The organism is Salinispora vitiensis, assembly GCF_000378825.1.
In the GTDB taxonomy this organism is placed as follows: Bacteria; Actinomycetota; Actinomycetes; order Mycobacteriales; family Micromonosporaceae; genus Micromonospora; species Micromonospora vitiensis.
Genome location: NZ_KB900388.1, coordinates 3,845,473 through 3,863,544 on the forward strand (window position 1 = coordinate 3,845,473; position 18,072 = coordinate 3,863,544).

Consider the following 18,072-nt stretch of genomic DNA (forward strand, 5'->3'; position numbering starts at 1 on the left):
CGGCGCCCCAGTGGCGAAGGCGGGCTAGGGCTTGCGAGCGATGCCGGCCCAGTAGTAGGCGGCGTGCGGGTCGGTGGGCGGGCCGTCGTCGGGCTGCCAGGCTGCCACCGGGACGATTCCCGGCTCCACCAGTTCCCAACCCGCGAAGAAGCGGGCCACCTCGTCGCGGCTGCGGGGCACGAGGGTCATGCCGCTGTCAACGGCAGCGTCAACGGCCGTCTTGACGGCCTCCGGGTTGAAGTCGCCGGTCGGATGGGTGATCGCCACGTAGCTACCGGACGGCAGGGCGTCCATCAGTACGCGGATCTTGCGCCACGGGTCCTCGGCGTCCTCGAGCAGCATCAGGGTCGCGATGATCGTCAGCGCGACCGGCCGGTTGAGATCAAGCACCTCGCGCAGTTTGCGGTGGTTGACAATCAACTCCGGCTCGCGCAGGTCGGCGTGGAGGTACTCGCTGCGCCCCTGCTCGGTGCTGATCATCAGGGCCCGGGCGTGGGCCAGGACGATGGGGTCATTGTCGACATAGACCACTCGGGTCTCCGGGGCGATCTCCTGGGCTACCTCGTGCAGGTTCGGCCTGGTGGGGATGCCGGTGCCGACGTCCAGGAACTGCCGCACGCCGGCCTGTCCGACCAGGTAGCGGGCCACCCGGTGGACAAATCGACGGTTCTCGGCGGCCATGGACCGCACTGTCGGGATCGCCGATATCAGGGCCTCGGCGACGGCCCGGTCAGCGGCGAAGTTGTCCTTTCCCCCGAGCCAGTAGTCGTAGATCCGGGCGGAATGTGGCACACCGTTGTCTATTGCGGACAACTGGGGTCGCTGCTGGTCTTCCGTAGCCGGGTTACTGCCGGGCACGGTCACCTCCTACTAAGGACGCTCGTGGAGCGGGCGGCGTTCAGCCTAGCCGGACATCGACGCCAGCGACATTCCCGGAGATGAGTGAGAGTGCGGCTGCGGTCCGGGCGGCACCGGGTGTACTCCTGGCCGGGCCCGCCGTCCGGTGTTCGAGTCGGTGGCCCGGCCCGTTCGGTGTCGTACCGCACGCGTTCGGTGGCGTGCCGCGTCGGTCAGGCCGGGCGGCGCATCTGCAGCTCGGTGAGGGTCGGGATCGTCGGGTGCGGAAGGCGGCGACCGGTGTCGACGAACCCCAGCCGACGGTACGCCCGGCAGGCCCGCTCGTTGCCGACCACGACCTCCAGCATCAGCTCCGGACGACCGCAGGCGCGGGACCAGTCGGCCACCGCGTCGATCAGGTCGGGGAGTAGTCCGCTGCGCCGCCAGGACGGGGTGATGTAAACGGCGAAGATGACGGTCAGCCCCGGTTCGTCCGGGGTTGCCGTGCCGCCGGCATGTCCGACCAGCCGGCCGCTCGGGTCCGCGACGAACTGCGCGTTGGAGCTGCCCGCCGCGGTGTACGCGATGCGCGCCGCATAGTCGGCGTGGGGGCGGGCCGCCGCGTCGGCAAGCGTCTCCAGGAAGGCCAGCGGTGCGTCGGCGAGCATCTCCAGCCGCAGCGCCCGCATTCGGGCGGCGTCGGCTGGCCGGACCCGACGGACCCGCGCCCGCCGGGTCGATGCCGGCCCCGGGGCGGGATCGCTCGTCATGTCGGTTATCTATCATAACGATGCCCGACGATGGAACTCGCTCGCCGCATGTCCGATTTGTGGTCGTGCGCCGTCGTCACGCCTCGTGTAGCGTGCGATTTCGGTCACCGGTTCAGCGGCCGTCGCCGATCGTCGAACCGGTGCCACCCGCCGGCCGGCATGCCGGTTCGGCCGGGGTGAGTGGAGTCGCGCAGAGTTAGGAAGTGCACCGTGGCACAGGGCACCGTGAAGTGGTTCAACGCCGAAAAGGGCTACGGCTTCATCGCCGTTGACGGGGGGCAGGACGTCTTCGTTCATTTCTCTGCTATCGAGATGGACGGCTACAAGGCGCTGGACGATGGCCAGCGGGTGGAGTTCGAGATCGCCCAGGGCCAGAAGGGCCCGCAGGCCGAACGGGTGCGCGTCGTCGCCTGAGCGACCGGCGCTGCCTCGGGGGCGACCGGCGTAACGGTCGTCCCCAAAGTTGTCGCCGCCCAGCCGCCCAGCCGACCGGCGTGGGCTGGCGCGCGGCCCGGTGACGTCGCTCGCCTGTGCCTGCCGGCCGCCCCGCTGGGCCCCGGCTGCTGCTCGTTCGTGCCCCGGCTCTCGCCGCACCGTCACCCTCCGAGCCTTACCTGAGGAAAGAACGAGCCCTACCTGAGGAAGCAGGTAGGGCTCGTTGCCGTTGTCGCCCGCGTGGTCGGCGTACGAGGGGCTGGTGAGCGTCGTTCGGCGACCGGTGGAAGTCGGCTGCCCTGGGCGATCGTGCTTGCACTCGGCAAGGGGGAGTGCTAAACAGGTCCTTGGCACTCGCATACCGTGAGTGCCAATGGTCGGGGCGGGAGGGCCACGGTCGCGGCGGCGTCGCAGGACGCGGGTGCGGCAGTTGGCCGGTCGTCGCGGGCTATCCGGCCCGGCCGACGGACGTCGCCGTCGCCAGGTGGCGATGTCTGAAGGTGCGTAACCAGGCGGCCCATCCGGGAGACACCCTCTCGGGTGGCCCGTGAGTGTCCAGGAGGACAACGCCGTATGGCCAAGATGATCGCGTTCGACGAGGAAGCTCGCCGCGGCCTCGAGCGGGGCATGAACCAGCTCGCTGACGCTGTGAAGGTGACCCTCGGCCCCAAGGGCCGTAACGTCGTGCTCGAGAAGAAGTGGGGCGCTCCCACCATCACCAACGATGGTGTGAGCATCGCCAAGGAGATCGAGCTCGAGGACCCGTACGAGAAGATCGGCGCTGAGCTGGTCAAGGAGGTCGCGAAGAAGACCGACGACGTCGCCGGTGACGGCACGACGACGGCGACCGTCCTGGCCCAGGCCATGGTCCGTGAGGGCCTGCGTAACGTGGCCGCCGGCGCCAACCCGATGGCCCTGAAGCGGGGCATCGAGACCGCGGTCGCCAGCGTCTCGGAGGAGCTGCTGAAGCTCGCCAAGGACGTCGAGACCAAGGAGCAGATCGCCTCCACCGCCTCCATCTCCGCTGGTGACCCCAGCGTCGGCGAGATCATCGCCGAGGCGATGGACAAGGTCGGCAAGGAAGGCGTCATCACCGTCGAGGAGAGCAACACCTTCGGCCTGGAGCTCGAGCTCACCGAGGGTATGCGCTTCGACAAGGGCTACATCTCCGCGTACTTCATGACCGACCCGGAGCGGATGGAGGCCGTCTTTGACGACCCCTACATCCTGATCGTTAACAGCAAGATCTCCTCGGTCAAGGACCTGCTCCCGATCCTGGAGAAGGTCATGCAGTCGGGCAAGCCGCTGCTGATCATCGCCGAGGACATCGAGGGCGAGGCCCTGGCGACCCTGGTCGTCAACAAGGTCCGGGGCACCTTCAAGTCCGTCGCCGTCAAGGCCCCGGGCTTCGGTGACCGCCGCAAGGCCATGCTCGGTGACATCGCCATCCTCACCGGTGGCCAGGTCATCAGCGAGGAGGTCGGCCTCAAGCTGGACGCCGTCAGCCTCGAGATGGTGGGTCGCGCCCGTAAGGTCGTGGTGACCAAGGACGAGACCACGATCGTCGACGGTGCCGGCGACGCCGAGCAGATCCAGGGTCGGGTCAACCAGATCCGGGCCGAGATCGACAAGAGCGACTCCGACTACGACCGGGAGAAGCTGCAGGAGCGGCTGGCCAAGCTGGCCGGTGGCGTTGCGGTGATCAAGGTCGGCGCGGCCACCGAGGTCGAGCTGAAGGAGCGCAAGCACCGCATCGAGGACGCCGTTCGCAACGCGAAGGCTGCCGTCGAGGAGGGCATCGTCCCGGGTGGTGGCGTCGCGCTGGTGCAGGCCGGCAAGACCGCCTTCGACAAGCTCGACCTGACCGGTGACGAGGCGACCGGCGCCCAGATCGTCAAGATCGCGCTGGACGGCCCGCTGCGGCAGATCGCCGTCAACGCCGGCCTTGAGGGTGGCGTCGTCGTCGAGCACGTCCGTGGCATCGAGGCCGGCCACGGCCTGAACGCCGCGACCGGTGGCTACGTGGACCTGATGGCCGCGGGCATCATCGACCCGGCCAAGGTGACCCGTTCGGCGCTGCAGAACGCGTCGTCGATCGCGGCGCTCTTCCTCACCACCGAGGCCGTTGTGGCGGACAAGCCGGAGAAGACCCCGGCTGCCCCGGCCGGCCCGGGCGGCGGGGAAATGGACTTCTGAGTCCAGTTTCGCGAGACCGGAGGGGCGGGCCGCTCAGCGGCCCGCCCCTTTGCGCGACTACGTCGGCAGCGGCCGTTGGTTGCGCCGCTTCTGCGTCTGGTCGTACGGCTGGGGCGCCGGGACCGGCTCGTCCACGACCGGCACCGGTTCGTCGGCGGCCGGTTCGTCGGCGCCGTCCATCTCCGCCTGCTGCTCGGCATCGCCGACATCGAGGCGGTCATAGGGCAACGGCGGCCCGGGCTGTTCGTCGTCCGTCGTCATGTGGGCCTCCTCCACCGAAACGGTAGGGGCCGCTGCCGGCTAATGGGGGCGAATGACGCTATCGGATGATCTATCCCATTCGTCGGTTATTGCTCCCCGAGGGTCCGCCGGTACCCGAAGAAGACCCGCTCGATCCAGGCACCTGCGCCGCCCGAGTAGAACCGAACCGGCCCCACCCAGCCAATCTGCGCCCGCGTGATCCCCGCGGCCCGTTGATCGGCGAGGCAGCGACGCAGCAGCACCCCACCGATCCCGGACCCGGCCGCGGCGGGCGCGGTGCCCATCGGGCCGAACCAACCCGGCCGGGACGAACCCCAGGCGGCGAAGCCGAGGAGGTCGCCGTCGCGTTCGGCGAGGTGGCAGCCGGCCCGGTCCCGGCCGATCGACTCGGCCACCTCCGCGGCCCAGGTGCCCTCGAAGGTCCCCGACACGAACGCCGTCAGCGCCGGCAGATCCGCCGGCTCCGCCCGCCGTACCGTCACTCCCTGGCCCGCCAGCCGCTGCTCCGCCGGTGCCGTCGTCCGTAGCGCCGGGCTCTCGGCGCCGGAGAGGTCGGCGGTCATGTTCCAGGCCGTACTGTCCCGGGCGTACCCGAGCGCCTCCGCCGCACAGATCGCCGGCGTGTAGCGCACATCAATACCGGGCCAGGCGTAGTACGGCGGGTTGCCCGCCAGCCGTACCTCCCTCGCCCCGAGCCCGGCGAACTGTTGCTCGGCGCGCGACACCAGCGCCCGCGCCACCCCCCGCCGGCGGTGCGCCGGCCCCACCGCGACCAGGTCCACATGCGCGGCCGGGCTGCCCGGTGCGGCGAGCGAGCCGAGCAGTACGCCGATGAGCCGGTCCTCCCGGTAGGCGCCCAGCGCGACGACGGGCCGGCTGGTAACCGCCCGCGGCCAGAGCGTCGCCACGATGGCCCCCGCCTCGGCGGCGTCGTCCGGCAGGTCCAGGGACCGGCGGCACAGCTCGATCACGGTCGGCAGCTGCTCCGGGGTCAGCTCGGTGACCAACAGGTCCATGGACGCTGACCCTAGGCCACCGGAACACTGTTGTTAAGAAGGTTCCCTGCTGTCTGCCGACGCGACCCGCCTCCGCCGACCGGGCGGCCGGAGCGGGCCGGCCCAGCGTCAAAAATCCCCGGCCTACGTACGACGTTCAGCCGCGGGCGGCGCGGACAGCGGCGTACGCGTCCACCAGGCCGGCGCCGACGACATGCGCCTCGTCGCCGCACCGGTCGCCCTCGACCTGGACCGCGGTGGCGGTCTCGGTCAGGATCCGGCGCGTCCGAGGTAGATCGCCGATCAACGCCGGATTGGCCGACCACATCAGCGCCGCCACCCCGGCCACCTGTGGAGTCGCCATCGACGTGCCGCTGAGCGCGCCGTACCCGCCACCCGGCAGCGCGCTGAGCACATCGGCGCCCGGGGCGACCAGGTCCGGCTTGGCGACACCGCCGAGCCCCGGGCCGCGCGAGGAGAAGTCGGCCACCCGTCGCTGCTGGTCGACCGCGCCAACAGTCAGGACATCCGGGTGGAAAGCCGGGGAATCCTCGATCGAGCGGCAACGGGGCCCGGTGTTGCCGGCGGCGACCACCACGAGGATCCCCGCGGCGGTCAGGGCGGCGACGGCCGGCTGCAATGCCCCAGGATCACAGCCCTCCAGCGCGGGGCAGCCCCACGAATTGGTGAGGATCTCCGGCGCACGGTGTGGGCGGCCGTCGCGGAACGGATCCCCGCCGGTGGGGAAGGGCGCCAGCATGAACTGGAGGCAGTCCAGATAGAGCGCGGGGTTGCCGAGGTTACGGTCCAGATTGACGCAGCCGGTCCAGGTGGCCCCGGGGGCGACCCCGGCCCCGTCCCGCCCGACCGCGCTGCCGAGGGTGTGGGTGCCGTGCCCGCCCCGGTCCCGCGGGGCCGAGGTGGCGTTCCAGGGATCGAACCACGAGTCGTCCCCGCCGCGGAAGCCGGCCGCCAGCCCCGGATGGGTGCCATCCACCCCCGAGTCGGAGCTGCCCACGGTCACCCCCGTACCGGTGATCCCCAGCTCCGACCAGACCCGGTCGGCGCGGATCAACCGGATGTTCCACTCCGCGCCCGGCGGCGGTGCGGCGTCACCCCCGGTGACGGGGGCGGGCGCGGGCAGTGGGCGGACCTGCTGGCTGACCAGTACCCGATCCACCTCGGGACGGCCTGCCAGCCAGGCCCGCACCAGTGGCCCGCCGTCGACCTCGATCGCGTTGACCAGGTAGTAGGGCGTGTGGTCCAGCCGGAACCGGCGCAGCTCCCGGCGCAGGCCGGCCTGCGTCCGCTCGGCGGTCTCCACCAGCCGCCGGTAGACCTCGGCGGCCCGGCGGTCGCGACCGGCCCGCCCGGTGGCGGCGGGTACGTCGCTCAGGTCGGCCTGCTCCCGGAGCACCACGAAGAGCCGTTCACCGTGCAGCCCGGGCTGCCCTGGCCCGACAGCCACCGCCCCGGTCGCCACCAACAGGGTGGCCGCCGCCATTCCGGCCACCGTCCGACTGGGTCGGCCCGGACGCCGGCCGAGCACCACCCCGTACCCGAGGGCGAGTAGGACCGCGACGATGCCGCTGGCACCGGCGGCGACCGCCACCCAGAAGGGCACGTCCCGGGCGGTGGCCAGCACCAAGCTGACCTCCTCCGGGTCGGCCCAGGCGAGCGGGCCGAAGACGCTCAGCCCCACCAACCCGGCGATGGCGGGCCCGACGCCGGTCGCGCTCCGTCGGGCGGTGGCGGCCAACGCCGCCAGCGCGAACCCGGCCGGCGGCAGCGTCAGCAGCAGCGGCAGCTGGGCGCCGGACTGCCCGACCCCCGCCCCGAGCAGCAGCAGAACGACGCCGGCGACCAGACCGTCCACCAGCACCAGCTGGCCTGGTCGGGGCGGGGCGTCGGCGCTGCGGCGGGACCAGAACGCGGCGGGCAGGAGCGCGGCTGCCAGCCCACCGACGGCGGCGGCGGCCAGCGCGGCGAGCAGCGTCTCCAGCAGCCCGCCGAGCGCACCGACCCAGACCCACGGCAACAGCAGGGCCAGCCCGCCCGCGAGCCCCAGCAGCGTCACCGGGGCGGGGCGTGGGGCGCGCCGGCCCGGCTCGCCTTCCTTGCTGGTCGGCGCGATCCGGTGGCTGACCAGCCGGTGGATGACCAGGGCGGCCAGCCCGGCCGTGCCGGCGAGCGTCGCCAGATACGCCTCGTGCTGCACGAGTGGCAGTGCCCGCGGCAGGCTCAGCGCGCCGAACACCAGCAGACCCACCAGCCAGAGCTGGCCGACGGCGCGAACCACCCGGGAGCGGGGCAGCAGGGCGAGCAGCAGGGTGGGGATGCCGGCCAGGACCACCACCGCGACGGTGGCCACCGGCCAGAGCCAGACCAGCCGGTCCACGCCGACCAGGAGGAGGAGTTGGTCGGTCAACCAGCCGCCGAGTTGGGTGACCACGGTGAGGCCGACGATCCACAGGCCGAGGAAGACGGCGGCGACCACCGGCACCGGGCTGCTCCGCGGTGGGCCGGCCGGACTCGGGAGGGGGTGGACTGGCCAGGGCTGCACCGGCACACCGTACGACGTTGAACCACTGTCGGTCGGCGGTGGGACGGAGTGTCCCGGAATGCGCTGCTGCTCTGGCCGAGACGGGGAGGGCTACCGTGGAGGCGTGCGAGACCCGAATGTGTCCCGAGCGACGGCCAGCCAGCTCTCTCCGCAACGGCGCACCGCCGACCTGCGTAGCCTGGCGGTCGAGCACTTCGATGTCCTGATCATTGGCGGCGGGGTCACCGGCGCCGGCGCCGCTCTGGACGCCGCCTCGCGTGGCCTGAAGGTCGCCCTCGTCGAGGCGCGCGACTACGCGGCCGGCACGTCCAGCCGGTCCAGCAAACTGATCCACGGTGGCCTGCGCTACCTCGAACAGCTCGAGTTCGGCCTGGTCCACGAGGCGCTCACCGAGCGGGGCCTGCTGGCCACCCGGCTCGCGCCGCACCTGGTCCGCCCGGTGCCGTTTCTGGTGCCGCTGCCCGGCGGTGGGCTCCGGGACCTGCCGGCCCGGATGCTGCGCCGCTCCTACTACGGCGCGGGCGTGGCGGCGTACGACGCCTTCGCCGGTGTCTTCGGCGGCGGCCGAGGGATGCCGCTGCACCGGCACCTGACCCGGGAGGGGGCCCGCCGGACCTTCCCGAGCCTCAAGGCGGAAGGGCTGGCCGGCGCGATCCGCTACTACGACGGCCAGGTCGACGACGCGCGGCTGGTGGTCACCCTCGCCCGGACCGCGGCCAGCCTCGGCGCGACCGTGGTTAACAGCGCCCGCGCCGTCGGTCTGATCCGGCAGGCCCGCGAGGTGACCGGGGTTCGGGTTCGGGACCTGGAGGCGCCGGCCGACTCCCCGGACGCCGAGTTCGAGGTACGGGCCCGCACCGTGATCGCGGCGACCGGGGTGTGGAGCGACGACATGTCGCGGATGCTCGACGATGTCGGGCTACGCCCCCGGATCCGGGTCCGGGCCTCGAAAGGCGTGCACCTGGTGGTGCCCCGATCGGCGATCACCGGCGAGACCGGGCTGATCCTGCGGACCGCCACCAGCGTGCTCTTCGTCATCCCCTGGGGCGGGCACTGGATCATCGGTACGACCGACACCGACTGGCGGCTGGACCGCTCCCACCCCGCGGCCTCCGCCCGGGACATTGATTACCTGCTGTCGCAGGTCAACACCGTCCTGGACCGGCCGCTGACCACCGCCGACATCGAAGGCGTGTACGCGGGTCTGCGGCCGCTGCTGGCCGGCGAGGCGGACTCCACCTCCAAGCTGTCCCGGGAACACGCGGTGATCGAGCCGATGCTCGGGCTGCTGCTGGTCGCCGGGGGCAAGTACACGACGTACCGGGTGATGGCCGCGGACGTGGTGAACCGGGCGGCCCGCCGGCTCGGCGCGGCGCCGCGGTCGCGTACGGCCGACCTGCCGTTGCTCGGCGCCGACGGCTACTCGGCGATGTGGCGGGACCGGGCGGACCTGGCCCGCCGGCACGGGGTGCCGGTCGGCGTGGTCGAGCATCTGCTGGAACGGTACGGCAGCCTCACCCTGGAGCTGTTGGCCCTGATCGATGCCGATCCGTTGCTCGGCTCGCCATTGGCTGGCGCGCCGGAGTACCTGGCCGCCGAGGTGACCTACGCGACCCAGGCCGAGGGGGCGCTGCACCTGGAGGACGTGCTGGACCGGCGGACCCGGATCTCCATCGAGACAGCGCACCGTGGCCTGGAGTCGGCCGAGCACACGGCGGAGCTGATGGGCGCGGTGCTGGGCTGGGACGCCGCGACCCGCGCCCGGGAGGTGGCGCACTACCGGGCGCGGGTGGCGGCGGAGCGCAACTCGCAGCTGATGCCGGATGACGCGACGGCCGACACGGCCCGGCTCGGTGCACCCGATGTCCGTGGCTTCGCCGCCGACCGGGGGGAGGGAGACCCGGTGGAGCGCGCCACCCCCTCCCCGTAGCCGGGGCGCGGGGTCGCCGCATCTTGCCTGGGTTGCGCGGGCCCGTCGGTCGCCGCACCTTGCCCGGGTTACGCGGGCCCGTCGGGTCAGAGCACTTTGCCCGGGTTGAACAGGCCCGTCGGGTCCAGCGCCGCCTTGATCGCCTGGTGCACCCGGATTCCGACCGGACCGACCTCCTCGGCCAGCCATTCGCGTTTGAGTAGGCCGACTCCGTGTTCGCCGGTGCAGGTGCCTCCCAGCTCGAGCCCCAACCGCATGATCTCGTCGAACGCGCGTCGTCCCCGGTCGAGGCTCGCCGGGTCCGCCCGGTCGACCACGATGTTCGGGTGCAGGTTGCCGTCCCCGGCATGCCCCACCACACCGATCGGTACGTCGCACTCGGTGGCGATCCGCGCCACCCCGTCGAGCATGGCGGCCAGCGATCCGCGCGGCACCGCCACGTCGTCAATGACCAGGCCGCCGTTGCCGTCCGGGTACGTGTCAGCGGCGAACCGTTCCATCGCCGGGTGCGCCAGTCGTCGTGCCTGTAGCAGCGCCGCTGCCTCGGCGGCGTCGGTGGCCGCGTACACCTCGTCGGCGCCGGCCGCCGTGCAGACCGCCGTGAGCGCGGCCAGGTCGTCGGCGGCGCGCGCACCCGTGTCAACCGCGGCCAACAGCAGCGCCGCCGCATCCTGGCGCAGGCCCATCGGCCGGTACGCCTCGATGGCGCGCAGGTGCGTCTGGTCGAGCAGTTCCAGCAGACTGGGGGAGAGGCCCTGGGCGGCGATCCTCGCCACCGCGGCCCCCGCGGCGGTGGTGCTCGGGAAGACCGCCACCATGGTCAGCGACTCCGCCGGAGCGGGCCGCAGCGCGACGGTCACCTCGGTGAGCACCCCGAGGGTGCCCTCGGAGCCGACGAAGAGGCGGGTCAGGTCGTACCCGGCCACTCCCTTCGCGGTACGCCGTCCGGTGCGCAGCACCTCGCCGGAGGCGAGCACCACCTCGAGGCCGAGCACGTACTCGGTGGTCACGCCGTACTTCACGCAGCACATGCCACCGGCGTTGGTGGCGACGTTCCCGCCGATGGTGGACGATTCCCAGGAGCCGGGGTCCGGCGGGTACCACAGCCCGTGTTCGGCGACCGCGGCGCCGAGAGCCGCGTTGATCACTCCCGGTTGTACCACCGCGATTCGGCTGACCGGGTCGATCTCCAGGATGGTGGTCAGGGCCGAGGTGCTGATCACGACGGCGCCCTCCACCGCGTTCGCCGCACCCGCCAGCCCGGTCCGGGCGCCCTGCGGCACCACCGGCGCCCCGTGCCGCGCCGCGGCGCGTACCACCGCCGACACCTGGGCGGTGTCCCGGGGGCGGGTGACCACGAGTGGCGTGCCGGCGGCACAGAGATCTGCCTCGTCCCGCTGGTGCGCCCGGAGCAGATCCGGGTCGGTCAACACCGCGTCGGCACCGAGCGCGGCACGCAGCTCGTCGAGGAGGGGACCCATGAGCCGAGGCTACGACCCGTCCGCCCCTGATCCCACCCCGCCCTCCGGTGCCCGTCCGTTTCGTTCCGGGCGCGGTACGGAACTGCCGGGAAGAGGATTCGACCGGGTACGGGGTGGGTAGTACCCGCCGTGGCCTGGGACGAGCGACCTGCACTGGGGTAGCGACCCGGTCGCGGGATGGCGGTGGAATGGACTTCGACGGCGCCCAGATCGCGGCGACGGCACGGCGGCTGCGTCGTCGTGGCCGGGCGACTCTCAATGATCGGGTGTCCCGGGTCCGCGCGACGTTGGTGCTCTCCGTGCAGGCCGGACTCGCCGCGGGCATCTCCTGGCTGGTGGCGCATGAACTGCTGGGCAGCCCGCAGCCCGTCTTCGCGCCGATCTCGGCGGTGGGTACCCTCGCCGTCTCGGTCGGGCAGCGCTTCCGTCGAACGGTGGAGCTGATCGTCGGGGTGGCGGTCGGGGTGGCGGTCGGCGACCTTTTGATCTTTCTGCTGGGCACCGGACCGTGGCAGCTCTGTCTCGTGGTGACCTCGGCGATTCTGCTGACCGTCTTCGCGGGCGGGAGCGTAGCGATTTTGATCCAGGCGGCGGCGACGGCTGTCCTGATCGTCACGCTCAGCCCGGCCGGGCACAACCTGGAGATTCCGCGGTTCCTCGACGCGTTGATCGGCGGTAGTGCCGCGCTATTGGTGACCGCGCTGCTGTTACCACTGAACCCGGTACGGGTGCTTAACCGGGCCGCCCAGCCGGCCTTGGACCTGCTCGCCAACCAGCTCGACGCGACCGCGGACGGGCTGCGAAAACGGGACCGGGGCAAGGCGCAACGCTCGCTGGAGAAGCTCCGCGACCACAAGGAAGAACTGGCGTCGTTCGACGAGGCGATCCAGGGCGCGAAGGAGACCGCCACGCTGTCCCCCGCGCGTTGGCACCGCCGCGACGAGTTGACCCACTACGCGGAGGCGGCCGACCCGGTGGAACGGGCGATCCGAAACAGCACCACGCTGGCCCGGCGTGCGATCACCCTGATCGAGGACGCGGAGCCGATCCCCGACCCGATGCCGGCCTCGATGGTTCACCTCGCTGAGTCGGTGCGGCTGCTCCGGCACGAGTTCGCTGTCGGCGAGGAGCCGGAGCGGTCCCGCGAGCGGTCACTGCGCGCGGTCAGCGTGGCCGCGCGGGCGTACACCGAGGGGGTGGGTTTCTCCGGCAGCGTGGTGGTTGCCCAGGTGCGTACCGTCGCCAGCGACCTCCTGGTCGCCTCCGGTGTCACCCAGGAGGAGGCGAACCGCCTGGTTCGCGAGGCCTTCGGTGACCTGAAGAAGAACAAGCGCGCGGTGAAGCCGGAGCAGTCCGAGGGGAAGCCGGAGCAGTCCGAGGGGAAGTCGGAGCACTCCGAGGGGAAGTCGGAGCAGTCCGAGGGGAAGTCGGAGCAGTCCGAGCGGAAATCGGGGCCCCCGCCCACGGTGGGCGACCCCGGTGGGGCGTGGTCATGATCCCTGCCGCCGGCACGACAGCCGTCGCGAAACCGCCGGTCACCCAAGCGCGGCGAGGGCAGCCAGCAGTTGGTCCACGTGCTCCCGGGTGCTACCCAGCCCGACACTCGCCCGCAGTGCGGTCGCCGGCAGGTCCCGCCGACCGCTGCGGGCGGACGCCTCCGAAAGCAACCGTCGGGCGAACGGGTGGGCGCAGAACAGCCCATCGCGTACCCCGATCCGGTGCCGGCGGGCCAGGTACGTGGCGACCTCGGCCGAGTCCCGGCCGGCCAGCACGAACGAGACGATCCCCACCCGCGGCGCGGCCGGCCCGAAGGCGTGCAGCTCGACCGCGTGCGGCAACTCGGCGAGGCCCGCCCGCAGCCGGTCCAACAGCCGCTGCTCGGCGTCGTGTAGCGCAGCCCGGTCGGCGCTGGCCAGGGCGTCACACACCGCGGCGAGCGCTACCGCGCCGAGCAGGTTCGGCGTTCCGGCCTCGTGCCGTGCCGGCCCGTCCACCCACCGGACGTCGTGGGTCGCGCCGCCGACGTGGCTGGTCGCGCCCCCACCGGCCAGGTACGGCGGGGCGGCGTCCAGCCAGTCGGCCCGCCCGAGGAGCACTCCCGCGCCGAACGGCGCGTACAGCTTGTGACCGGAGACGGCCAGATAGTCCAGATCGAGGGCGCGGACATCGACGGGGGCGTGCGGGGCGAGCTGCGCCGCGTCCACCGCGATCCGGGCCCGGTGCCGCCGGGCCACCTGCGCCAGCTCGGCCACGGGCCACCGCTCGCCCGTCACATTGCTCGCGCCGGTCACCGCGACCAGCACCGGTGGCTCGCGGTCGGCGCCGCGGCGCAGCTCCCCGAGGGCGGCGTCGAGCGCGCGGACCGCGCCGGCGGGGTGCTCCGGCATGGGCAGCCGGACCGGTCCGCGCGGCCAGGGGAGCAGGTTGGCGTGGTGCTCGCCGCCGAATGTCACCACCGTGGTGCCGGTGGGCAGCGCGCGGGCCAGCAGGTTGAGCGCGTCGGTCGTGTTCCGGGTGAAGACGACGTGGTCGTCGGGGCGGGCGCCGAAGAAGTCACCGACCGTCTGCCGGGCCTGCTCGTAGGCGAGGGTGCAGTGCTGCGACAGGGCCCCGGCGCCCCGGTGCACACTCGCGTACCAGGGCAGCAGCGCGGTCACGGCGTCCGCCGCGGCCTGCGCGCACGGTGCGCTGGCCGCGTAGTCCAGGTTGATCTGACCGGGGACGCCGAGCACGGCGAGTGGGCCGGCGACGGTCGGCGACGGGGTGAGGGCGCAGGTCATCAGGGTGGCTTCTCCGGAGTCAGGGACCCCGGGCGGGTGGGGTCCGCGCTTGCCCGACGCGCGCCGCGCCCGGCCCGGTCATCACCCGGGGCACCCCACCGCGAACCTCGACGAGGGTTGCCGGCCAGCAAGCCGGGGCTTGTCGCTGGCGCTCGTGACCTGCTCCGCAGTCTAGCGGGCAGCGGTGTGGCCGGCCGGGCGGGTCGGTGGTGACTACGCTGACGGCATGGCCGACACCCCGCCCGGCGCGCCCCCGCCGCCGCCGCCGACCAGCGCCGCACCGACGGCTGCTCCGCAGATGCCGTCCCGTCGCTGGAACTGGCGTCGCCTATTCGTTTTCGCCGGGGGGATCCTGCTGATCGCGGCCTGCGCCGTGTTCATGCTGTGGAGACTTGGCGACAGCCTCGGTCCGGACGCGCTGCTGATCGGCGTGATCGCGGCGATTCTTCCGGTCCCGGTGCTGGTCGCCTGCTTCCTCTGGCTCGATCGGTACGAGCCGGAGCCGCTGCGGTACCTAATTTTCTGCTTCGCCTGGGGTGCCTTCGTCTCCACCGCGGCGTCATCGACGGTCAACGAATTCTCCGCGGACCGGTTTGAGGCGGCGGGTCTGCCGGTCGCGCTCACGGCGGTCCTGGTCGCGCCCTTCATCGAGGAGCTGACCAAGGCGTTGGGGCCGATCCTGTTGCTGATCTTCCGGCGGCGGCAGATCTCCGGAATCACCGACGCCCTGGTCTACTGCGGGCTCTCCGCGATCGGCTTCGCCATGGTGGAGAACATCCTCTACATCGGCGGGCTCGGATATCGAGCGGGCGCGGATGAGTACGGCCCGGCGACTGGCACGCAGCAGGTTATCGCGATCTTCATTCTCCGGATTCTGCTCTTCGGGTTCGCCCACCCGCTGTTCACCGCCATGACCGGGGTGGGGCTGGGAATCGCCGCCCGTAGCGCCGACCGGCGGGTGCGGGTGCTGGCCCCGGCGGCCGGCCTGCTGCTGGCGATGATGTTGCACGGTGCCTGGAACCTGCTGCCGACGTTGGCTCAGGCCACCGGGGAGCTGTTGATTCAGCTCTACGGCCTCATCGGCGTGATGGTGCCGATCTTCTTCGGCATGGTGGGGCTGGCGATCTGGCTGCGATCCTGGGAGGGGCGGCTCACCGAGCGGATCCTGCCCGCCTACGTCCGCTCCGGCTGGCTCACCCCGCCGGAGGTGGCGACGTTGAGCAGTCTCGGCCGGCGGCACGCCGCCCGGGTGTGGGCCAGGCGGGTCGGTGGCGACCAGGGGCGGAAGGCGATGGCCGGCTACCAGTTCGCCGCCACCCGGCTCGCGCTGCTGCGCGACGGGATGCGTCGTGGGCTGGATGACCGCCCGGCGGAGCGGGACCGGGCGCTGGCCGAGGAGCGGTACCTGCTGGAGCTGATCAGCGGCTATCGGGCGTTCTTCGTCGGCCGGGATCCGCGCGTCCCGGCTGGTGTGTGGGACGGGCACCGCTACCACCTGCGGTTCCCGGACGGGTCACAGCGCGCGGTGGCGGCGCCGGAGGAGCCGGTGGTACCGATCCCGATCGTGCTTGCGCCGCCTTCGCCGTCCGCGCCGCCCGGTTATCCGCCACCGCCTGGCCACCCCGCTCCGCCCGGCTATCCGCCGCCGCCCGGTTGGTACGGGCCGCCCGCCTCCGGTCCCCGGGGGCAGCGCTGACCCCGGTCCTGCCGGACGCCCGAACGGCGGCCGGCAGGACCGAAACGGTCACGTCATCAGACTGGTGAGGAAGTCGCCGAGGCCCTGTGCCAACGCCATCAGCACTCCCCCGATCGCTTTGACCATTTCCGCCGCGCCATCGGGTCGGAACGCCATGAAGTAGATCAGGAACGCGATGAAGCCCCAGAACAGCAACTTCTTGAGCAGTACCGGCATCGTCCCTCCCCAGGGCACCTGGTGCGGCTAACTTCCCGGGAAGGAGCGGAGCAAACGGCTACCGGTGGCGGCCGGTGGGCTCGGAGGCTACAGGTAGAGGCCGGTGGAGTCGGGTTCGACGCGTTCGGCAGCGACGGCGTGCACATCCCGCTCGCGCAGCAGCACGTACCCGCGGCCGTGTAGCTCGACCTCGGAGCGGTCGTCCGGGTCGAACAGCACTCGATCACCGGAGACGATGGAACGGACATTCGGCCCCACCGCCACCGCGGCTGCCCAGGCCAACCGCTTACCGACGGCGGCGGTCGCCGGAATCACGATGCCGGCAGTGGAGCGACGTTCACCTTCACTGCCCTCCATCCGGACCAGCACCCGATCGTGCAGCAGCCGGATCGGCAGGCCGGAGTCGAGAGTCTCGTCGTTGCTCACGGGGCCAGACGCTACCGTGTCCCGCTCCGCCGTCCGGCCATGGTTCCCCGGTGGTGACCGCGGGCATCCGGTGGCGGATTAGCCCCACGGTGATTGGATTGACGGCGTATCCTGTCCGACCTACCGGTGAAGCCGGAACGCGTGACGCTAGGAGGTGCGCTTGAGCCGATTCGAGCGGATGCGTGGGGGGCTTCGGCACGCGTACGAGTCGTATCGGTCCCGGCGGCGATCGGCGGGCCTGCGCGCCGGCACGCCCGGTACCACCTCGACGGATGCGGCCCGCCCAGCACCCGGCCCGGCACCAGCCCCGCCGCCAGCACCGGCGGTCAGCGGCGTGGCGGTATCCCCGCCGCTGCACAGCTCGACCACCAGCCGGGACGACGCAGATGTGCCGCACGCGCTCCGGATCGGGGCCGCCTGGTCCTGGCGCCTGCTCGCGATCGGGATCGTCGCCTGGGCCCTGCTGCGGATCGTGGGTCAGATCCGGATCGTGATCATTCCGCTGGCCATCGCGCTGTTGCTGTCGGCGCTGTTGGCCCCGGCCGTTGGTTGGCTGCTTCGGGCCCGGTTCCCGCGCTCGCTGGCGACCGGCGTGGTGCTGGTGGGCGGGCTGGCCGCGGTGATCGGCACGCTGACCATGGTGGTCAATGAGTTCATCCAGGGCGTGCCGGTGCTGAGCGAGAAGTCGTCCCAGGGCGTACGCCAGATCCAGAACTGGCTGCAAACCGGCCCGCTGGGCCTCAACGACAAGCAGCTGGACAACTACATCAACGATGCCGAAGCGTGGCTCAACGAGAACGTCGATGGGCTGACCAGCGGGGCGCTCTCCACCGCGGCCACGCTGGCCGAGGTGTTGACGGGCACGGTCCTGGTGCTCTTCGCGACGTTCTTCTTTCTGCGTGACGGCAGCCGGATCTGGCGCTTCCTGGTTCGGATCGTGCCGGTCAACGCCCGCTGGAAGATCGACGACGCCGGTCGGGCGTCCTGGCAGACCCTCGGCGCGTACGTACGGGCCACCGTGTTGGTGGCCTTCATCGACGCGCTCGGCATCGGTATCTTCCTGGTGATTTTCGAAATCCCGTTCGCGTTTCCGCTCGCCGCGCTGATCTTCCTCGCCTCGTTCATTCCGATCATTGGTGCGACCTTGTCCGGCGGGGTCGCGGTGCTCGTCGCCCTGGTGGACAGCGGACCGATCACCGCTTTGATCATCTTGGGTGTGGTGATCGGTGTGCAGCAGCTTGAGGGTCACGTACTCCAGCCATTGATCATGGGGCGGGCGGTGGCCATCCACCCGCTCGCGGTGATCGTTGGTATCGCCGCCGGCGTGGTACTCGCCGGGATCACCGGGGCGCTGATCGCGGTGCCGCTGATCGCGGTGCTCAACACAGCCGTACGCCGCCTCGCCACCCGTACCGTTCCGGAGACCCCGTCGGACGCTGTGGTCGTCGCGAGTAAGGCACCCTGACCCGTCCACCGGAATCGGGGG

15 protein-coding genes and 1 riboswitch are annotated in these 18,072 nt (G+C 71.9%); of the genes, 6 read left to right on the forward strand and 9 right to left on the reverse strand.

What is annotated here, in order from left to right; all coding sequences use genetic code 11:
- Window positions 1-24 precede the first annotated feature (24 nt).
- Together SALPAC2_RS0118170 and SALPAC2_RS0118175 are read right to left on the reverse strand one after the other, a co-directional pair.
- Window positions 25-813 (reverse strand): SAM-dependent methyltransferase, encoded by a 789-nt coding sequence (locus SALPAC2_RS0118170; protein ID WP_188115879.1) that lies wholly within the window; start codon window positions 811-813, stop codon window positions 25-27.
- Window positions 814-1,070: 257 nt separating this feature from the next.
- Complete coding sequence (locus tag SALPAC2_RS0118175; protein ID WP_018218063.1) at window positions 1,071-1,607, reverse strand: GNAT family N-acetyltransferase; 537 nt, start codon at window positions 1,605-1,607, stop codon at window positions 1,071-1,073.
- A gap of 210 nt (window positions 1,608-1,817) precedes the next feature.
- Between SALPAC2_RS0118175 and SALPAC2_RS0118180 the strand changes: the two genes are divergently transcribed.
- Window positions 1,818-2,021: a cold-shock protein gene (locus tag SALPAC2_RS0118180; RefSeq protein ID WP_007073263.1), complete on the forward strand. Its 204-nt coding sequence runs from the start codon at window positions 1,818-1,820 to the stop codon at window positions 2,019-2,021.
- 594 nt (window positions 2,022-2,615) lie between these two features.
- A complete protein-coding gene (gene groL / locus SALPAC2_RS0118185) occupies window positions 2,616-4,238 on the forward strand; it encodes a chaperonin GroEL (RefSeq protein WP_018218064.1) in 1,623 nt (540 codons plus the stop codon).
- Window positions 4,239-4,295: 57 nt separating this feature from the next.
- Here the strand turns inward: groL and SALPAC2_RS0118190 are convergent, their stop codons facing one another.
- From SALPAC2_RS0118190 to SALPAC2_RS0118200, 3 genes are all read right to left on the reverse strand, one after another.
- On the reverse strand, window positions 4,296-4,499 hold the full coding sequence (locus tag SALPAC2_RS0118190) for a hypothetical protein (protein ID WP_018218065.1): 204 nt from the start codon (window positions 4,497-4,499) through the stop codon (window positions 4,296-4,298).
- An 86-nt stretch (window positions 4,500-4,585) separates the two neighbouring features.
- Window positions 4,586-5,515, reverse strand: coding sequence for a GNAT family N-acetyltransferase (locus tag SALPAC2_RS0118195; RefSeq protein WP_018218066.1), 930 nt, complete (start codon window positions 5,513-5,515; stop codon window positions 4,586-4,588).
- A gap of 136 nt (window positions 5,516-5,651) precedes the next feature.
- Entirely contained in the window at window positions 5,652-8,063 is a 2,412-nt protein-coding gene (locus SALPAC2_RS0118200) for a S8 family serine peptidase (protein WP_026184860.1), read from the reverse strand.
- Between the two features lie 112 nt (window positions 8,064-8,175).
- Here SALPAC2_RS0118200 and SALPAC2_RS0118205 point away from each other — a divergent pair, with 112 nt between their 5' ends.
- The gene (locus SALPAC2_RS0118205) at window positions 8,176-9,987 is read left to right on the forward strand and encodes a glycerol-3-phosphate dehydrogenase/oxidase (RefSeq protein ID WP_018218068.1); all 1,812 of its coding nucleotides are present in this window, start codon (window positions 8,176-8,178) and stop codon (window positions 9,985-9,987) included.
- Between the two features lie 86 nt (window positions 9,988-10,073).
- Here SALPAC2_RS0118205 and SALPAC2_RS0118210 read toward each other — a convergent pair whose 3' ends face one another.
- The gene (locus SALPAC2_RS0118210) at window positions 10,074-11,468 is read right to left on the reverse strand and encodes an FAD-binding oxidoreductase (RefSeq protein ID WP_018218069.1); all 1,395 of its coding nucleotides are present in this window, start codon (window positions 11,466-11,468) and stop codon (window positions 10,074-10,076) included.
- Window positions 11,469-11,656: 188 nt separating this feature from the next.
- Between SALPAC2_RS0118210 and SALPAC2_RS0118215 the strand changes: the two genes are divergently transcribed.
- Window positions 11,657-12,964 (forward strand): FUSC family protein, encoded by a 1,308-nt coding sequence (locus SALPAC2_RS0118215; protein WP_018218070.1) that lies wholly within the window; start codon window positions 11,657-11,659, stop codon window positions 12,962-12,964.
- 39 nt (window positions 12,965-13,003) lie between these two features.
- Here the strand turns inward: SALPAC2_RS0118215 and SALPAC2_RS0118220 are convergent, their stop codons facing one another.
- On the reverse strand, window positions 13,004-14,248 hold the full coding sequence (locus tag SALPAC2_RS0118220) for an aminotransferase class V-fold PLP-dependent enzyme (protein ID WP_018218071.1): 1,245 nt from the start codon (window positions 14,246-14,248) through the stop codon (window positions 13,004-13,006).
- A gap of 40 nt (window positions 14,249-14,288) precedes the next feature.
- Window positions 14,289-14,408: riboswitch (SAM riboswitch) on the reverse strand.
- A gap of 24 nt (window positions 14,409-14,432) precedes the next feature.
- On the opposite strand from SALPAC2_RS0118220, the gene SALPAC2_RS0118225 reads away from it, so the two are divergent.
- Window positions 14,433-15,944, forward strand: a complete 1,512-nt coding sequence (locus tag SALPAC2_RS0118225) for a PrsW family intramembrane metalloprotease (protein ID WP_018218072.1) — start codon at window positions 14,433-14,435, stop codon at window positions 15,942-15,944.
- 48 nt (window positions 15,945-15,992) lie between these two features.
- Here SALPAC2_RS0118225 and SALPAC2_RS27570 read toward each other — a convergent pair whose 3' ends face one another.
- Window positions 15,993-16,160 carry a hypothetical protein gene (locus SALPAC2_RS27570; protein WP_018218073.1) on the reverse strand — a complete coding sequence of 56 codons (168 nt, stop codon included), beginning with the start codon at window positions 16,158-16,160 and terminating at the stop codon, window positions 15,993-15,995.
- Between the two features lie 87 nt (window positions 16,161-16,247).
- The gene (locus tag SALPAC2_RS0118235) at window positions 16,248-16,586 is read right to left on the reverse strand and encodes a GroES family chaperonin (protein WP_018218074.1); all 339 of its coding nucleotides are present in this window, start codon (window positions 16,584-16,586) and stop codon (window positions 16,248-16,250) included.
- A 178-nt stretch (window positions 16,587-16,764) separates the two neighbouring features.
- Here SALPAC2_RS0118235 and SALPAC2_RS0118240 point away from each other — a divergent pair, with 178 nt between their 5' ends.
- Window positions 16,765-18,051, forward strand: a complete 1,287-nt coding sequence (locus SALPAC2_RS0118240; protein WP_026184861.1) for an AI-2E family transporter — start codon at window positions 16,765-16,767, stop codon at window positions 18,049-18,051.
- Window positions 18,052-18,072 lie beyond the last annotated feature (21 nt).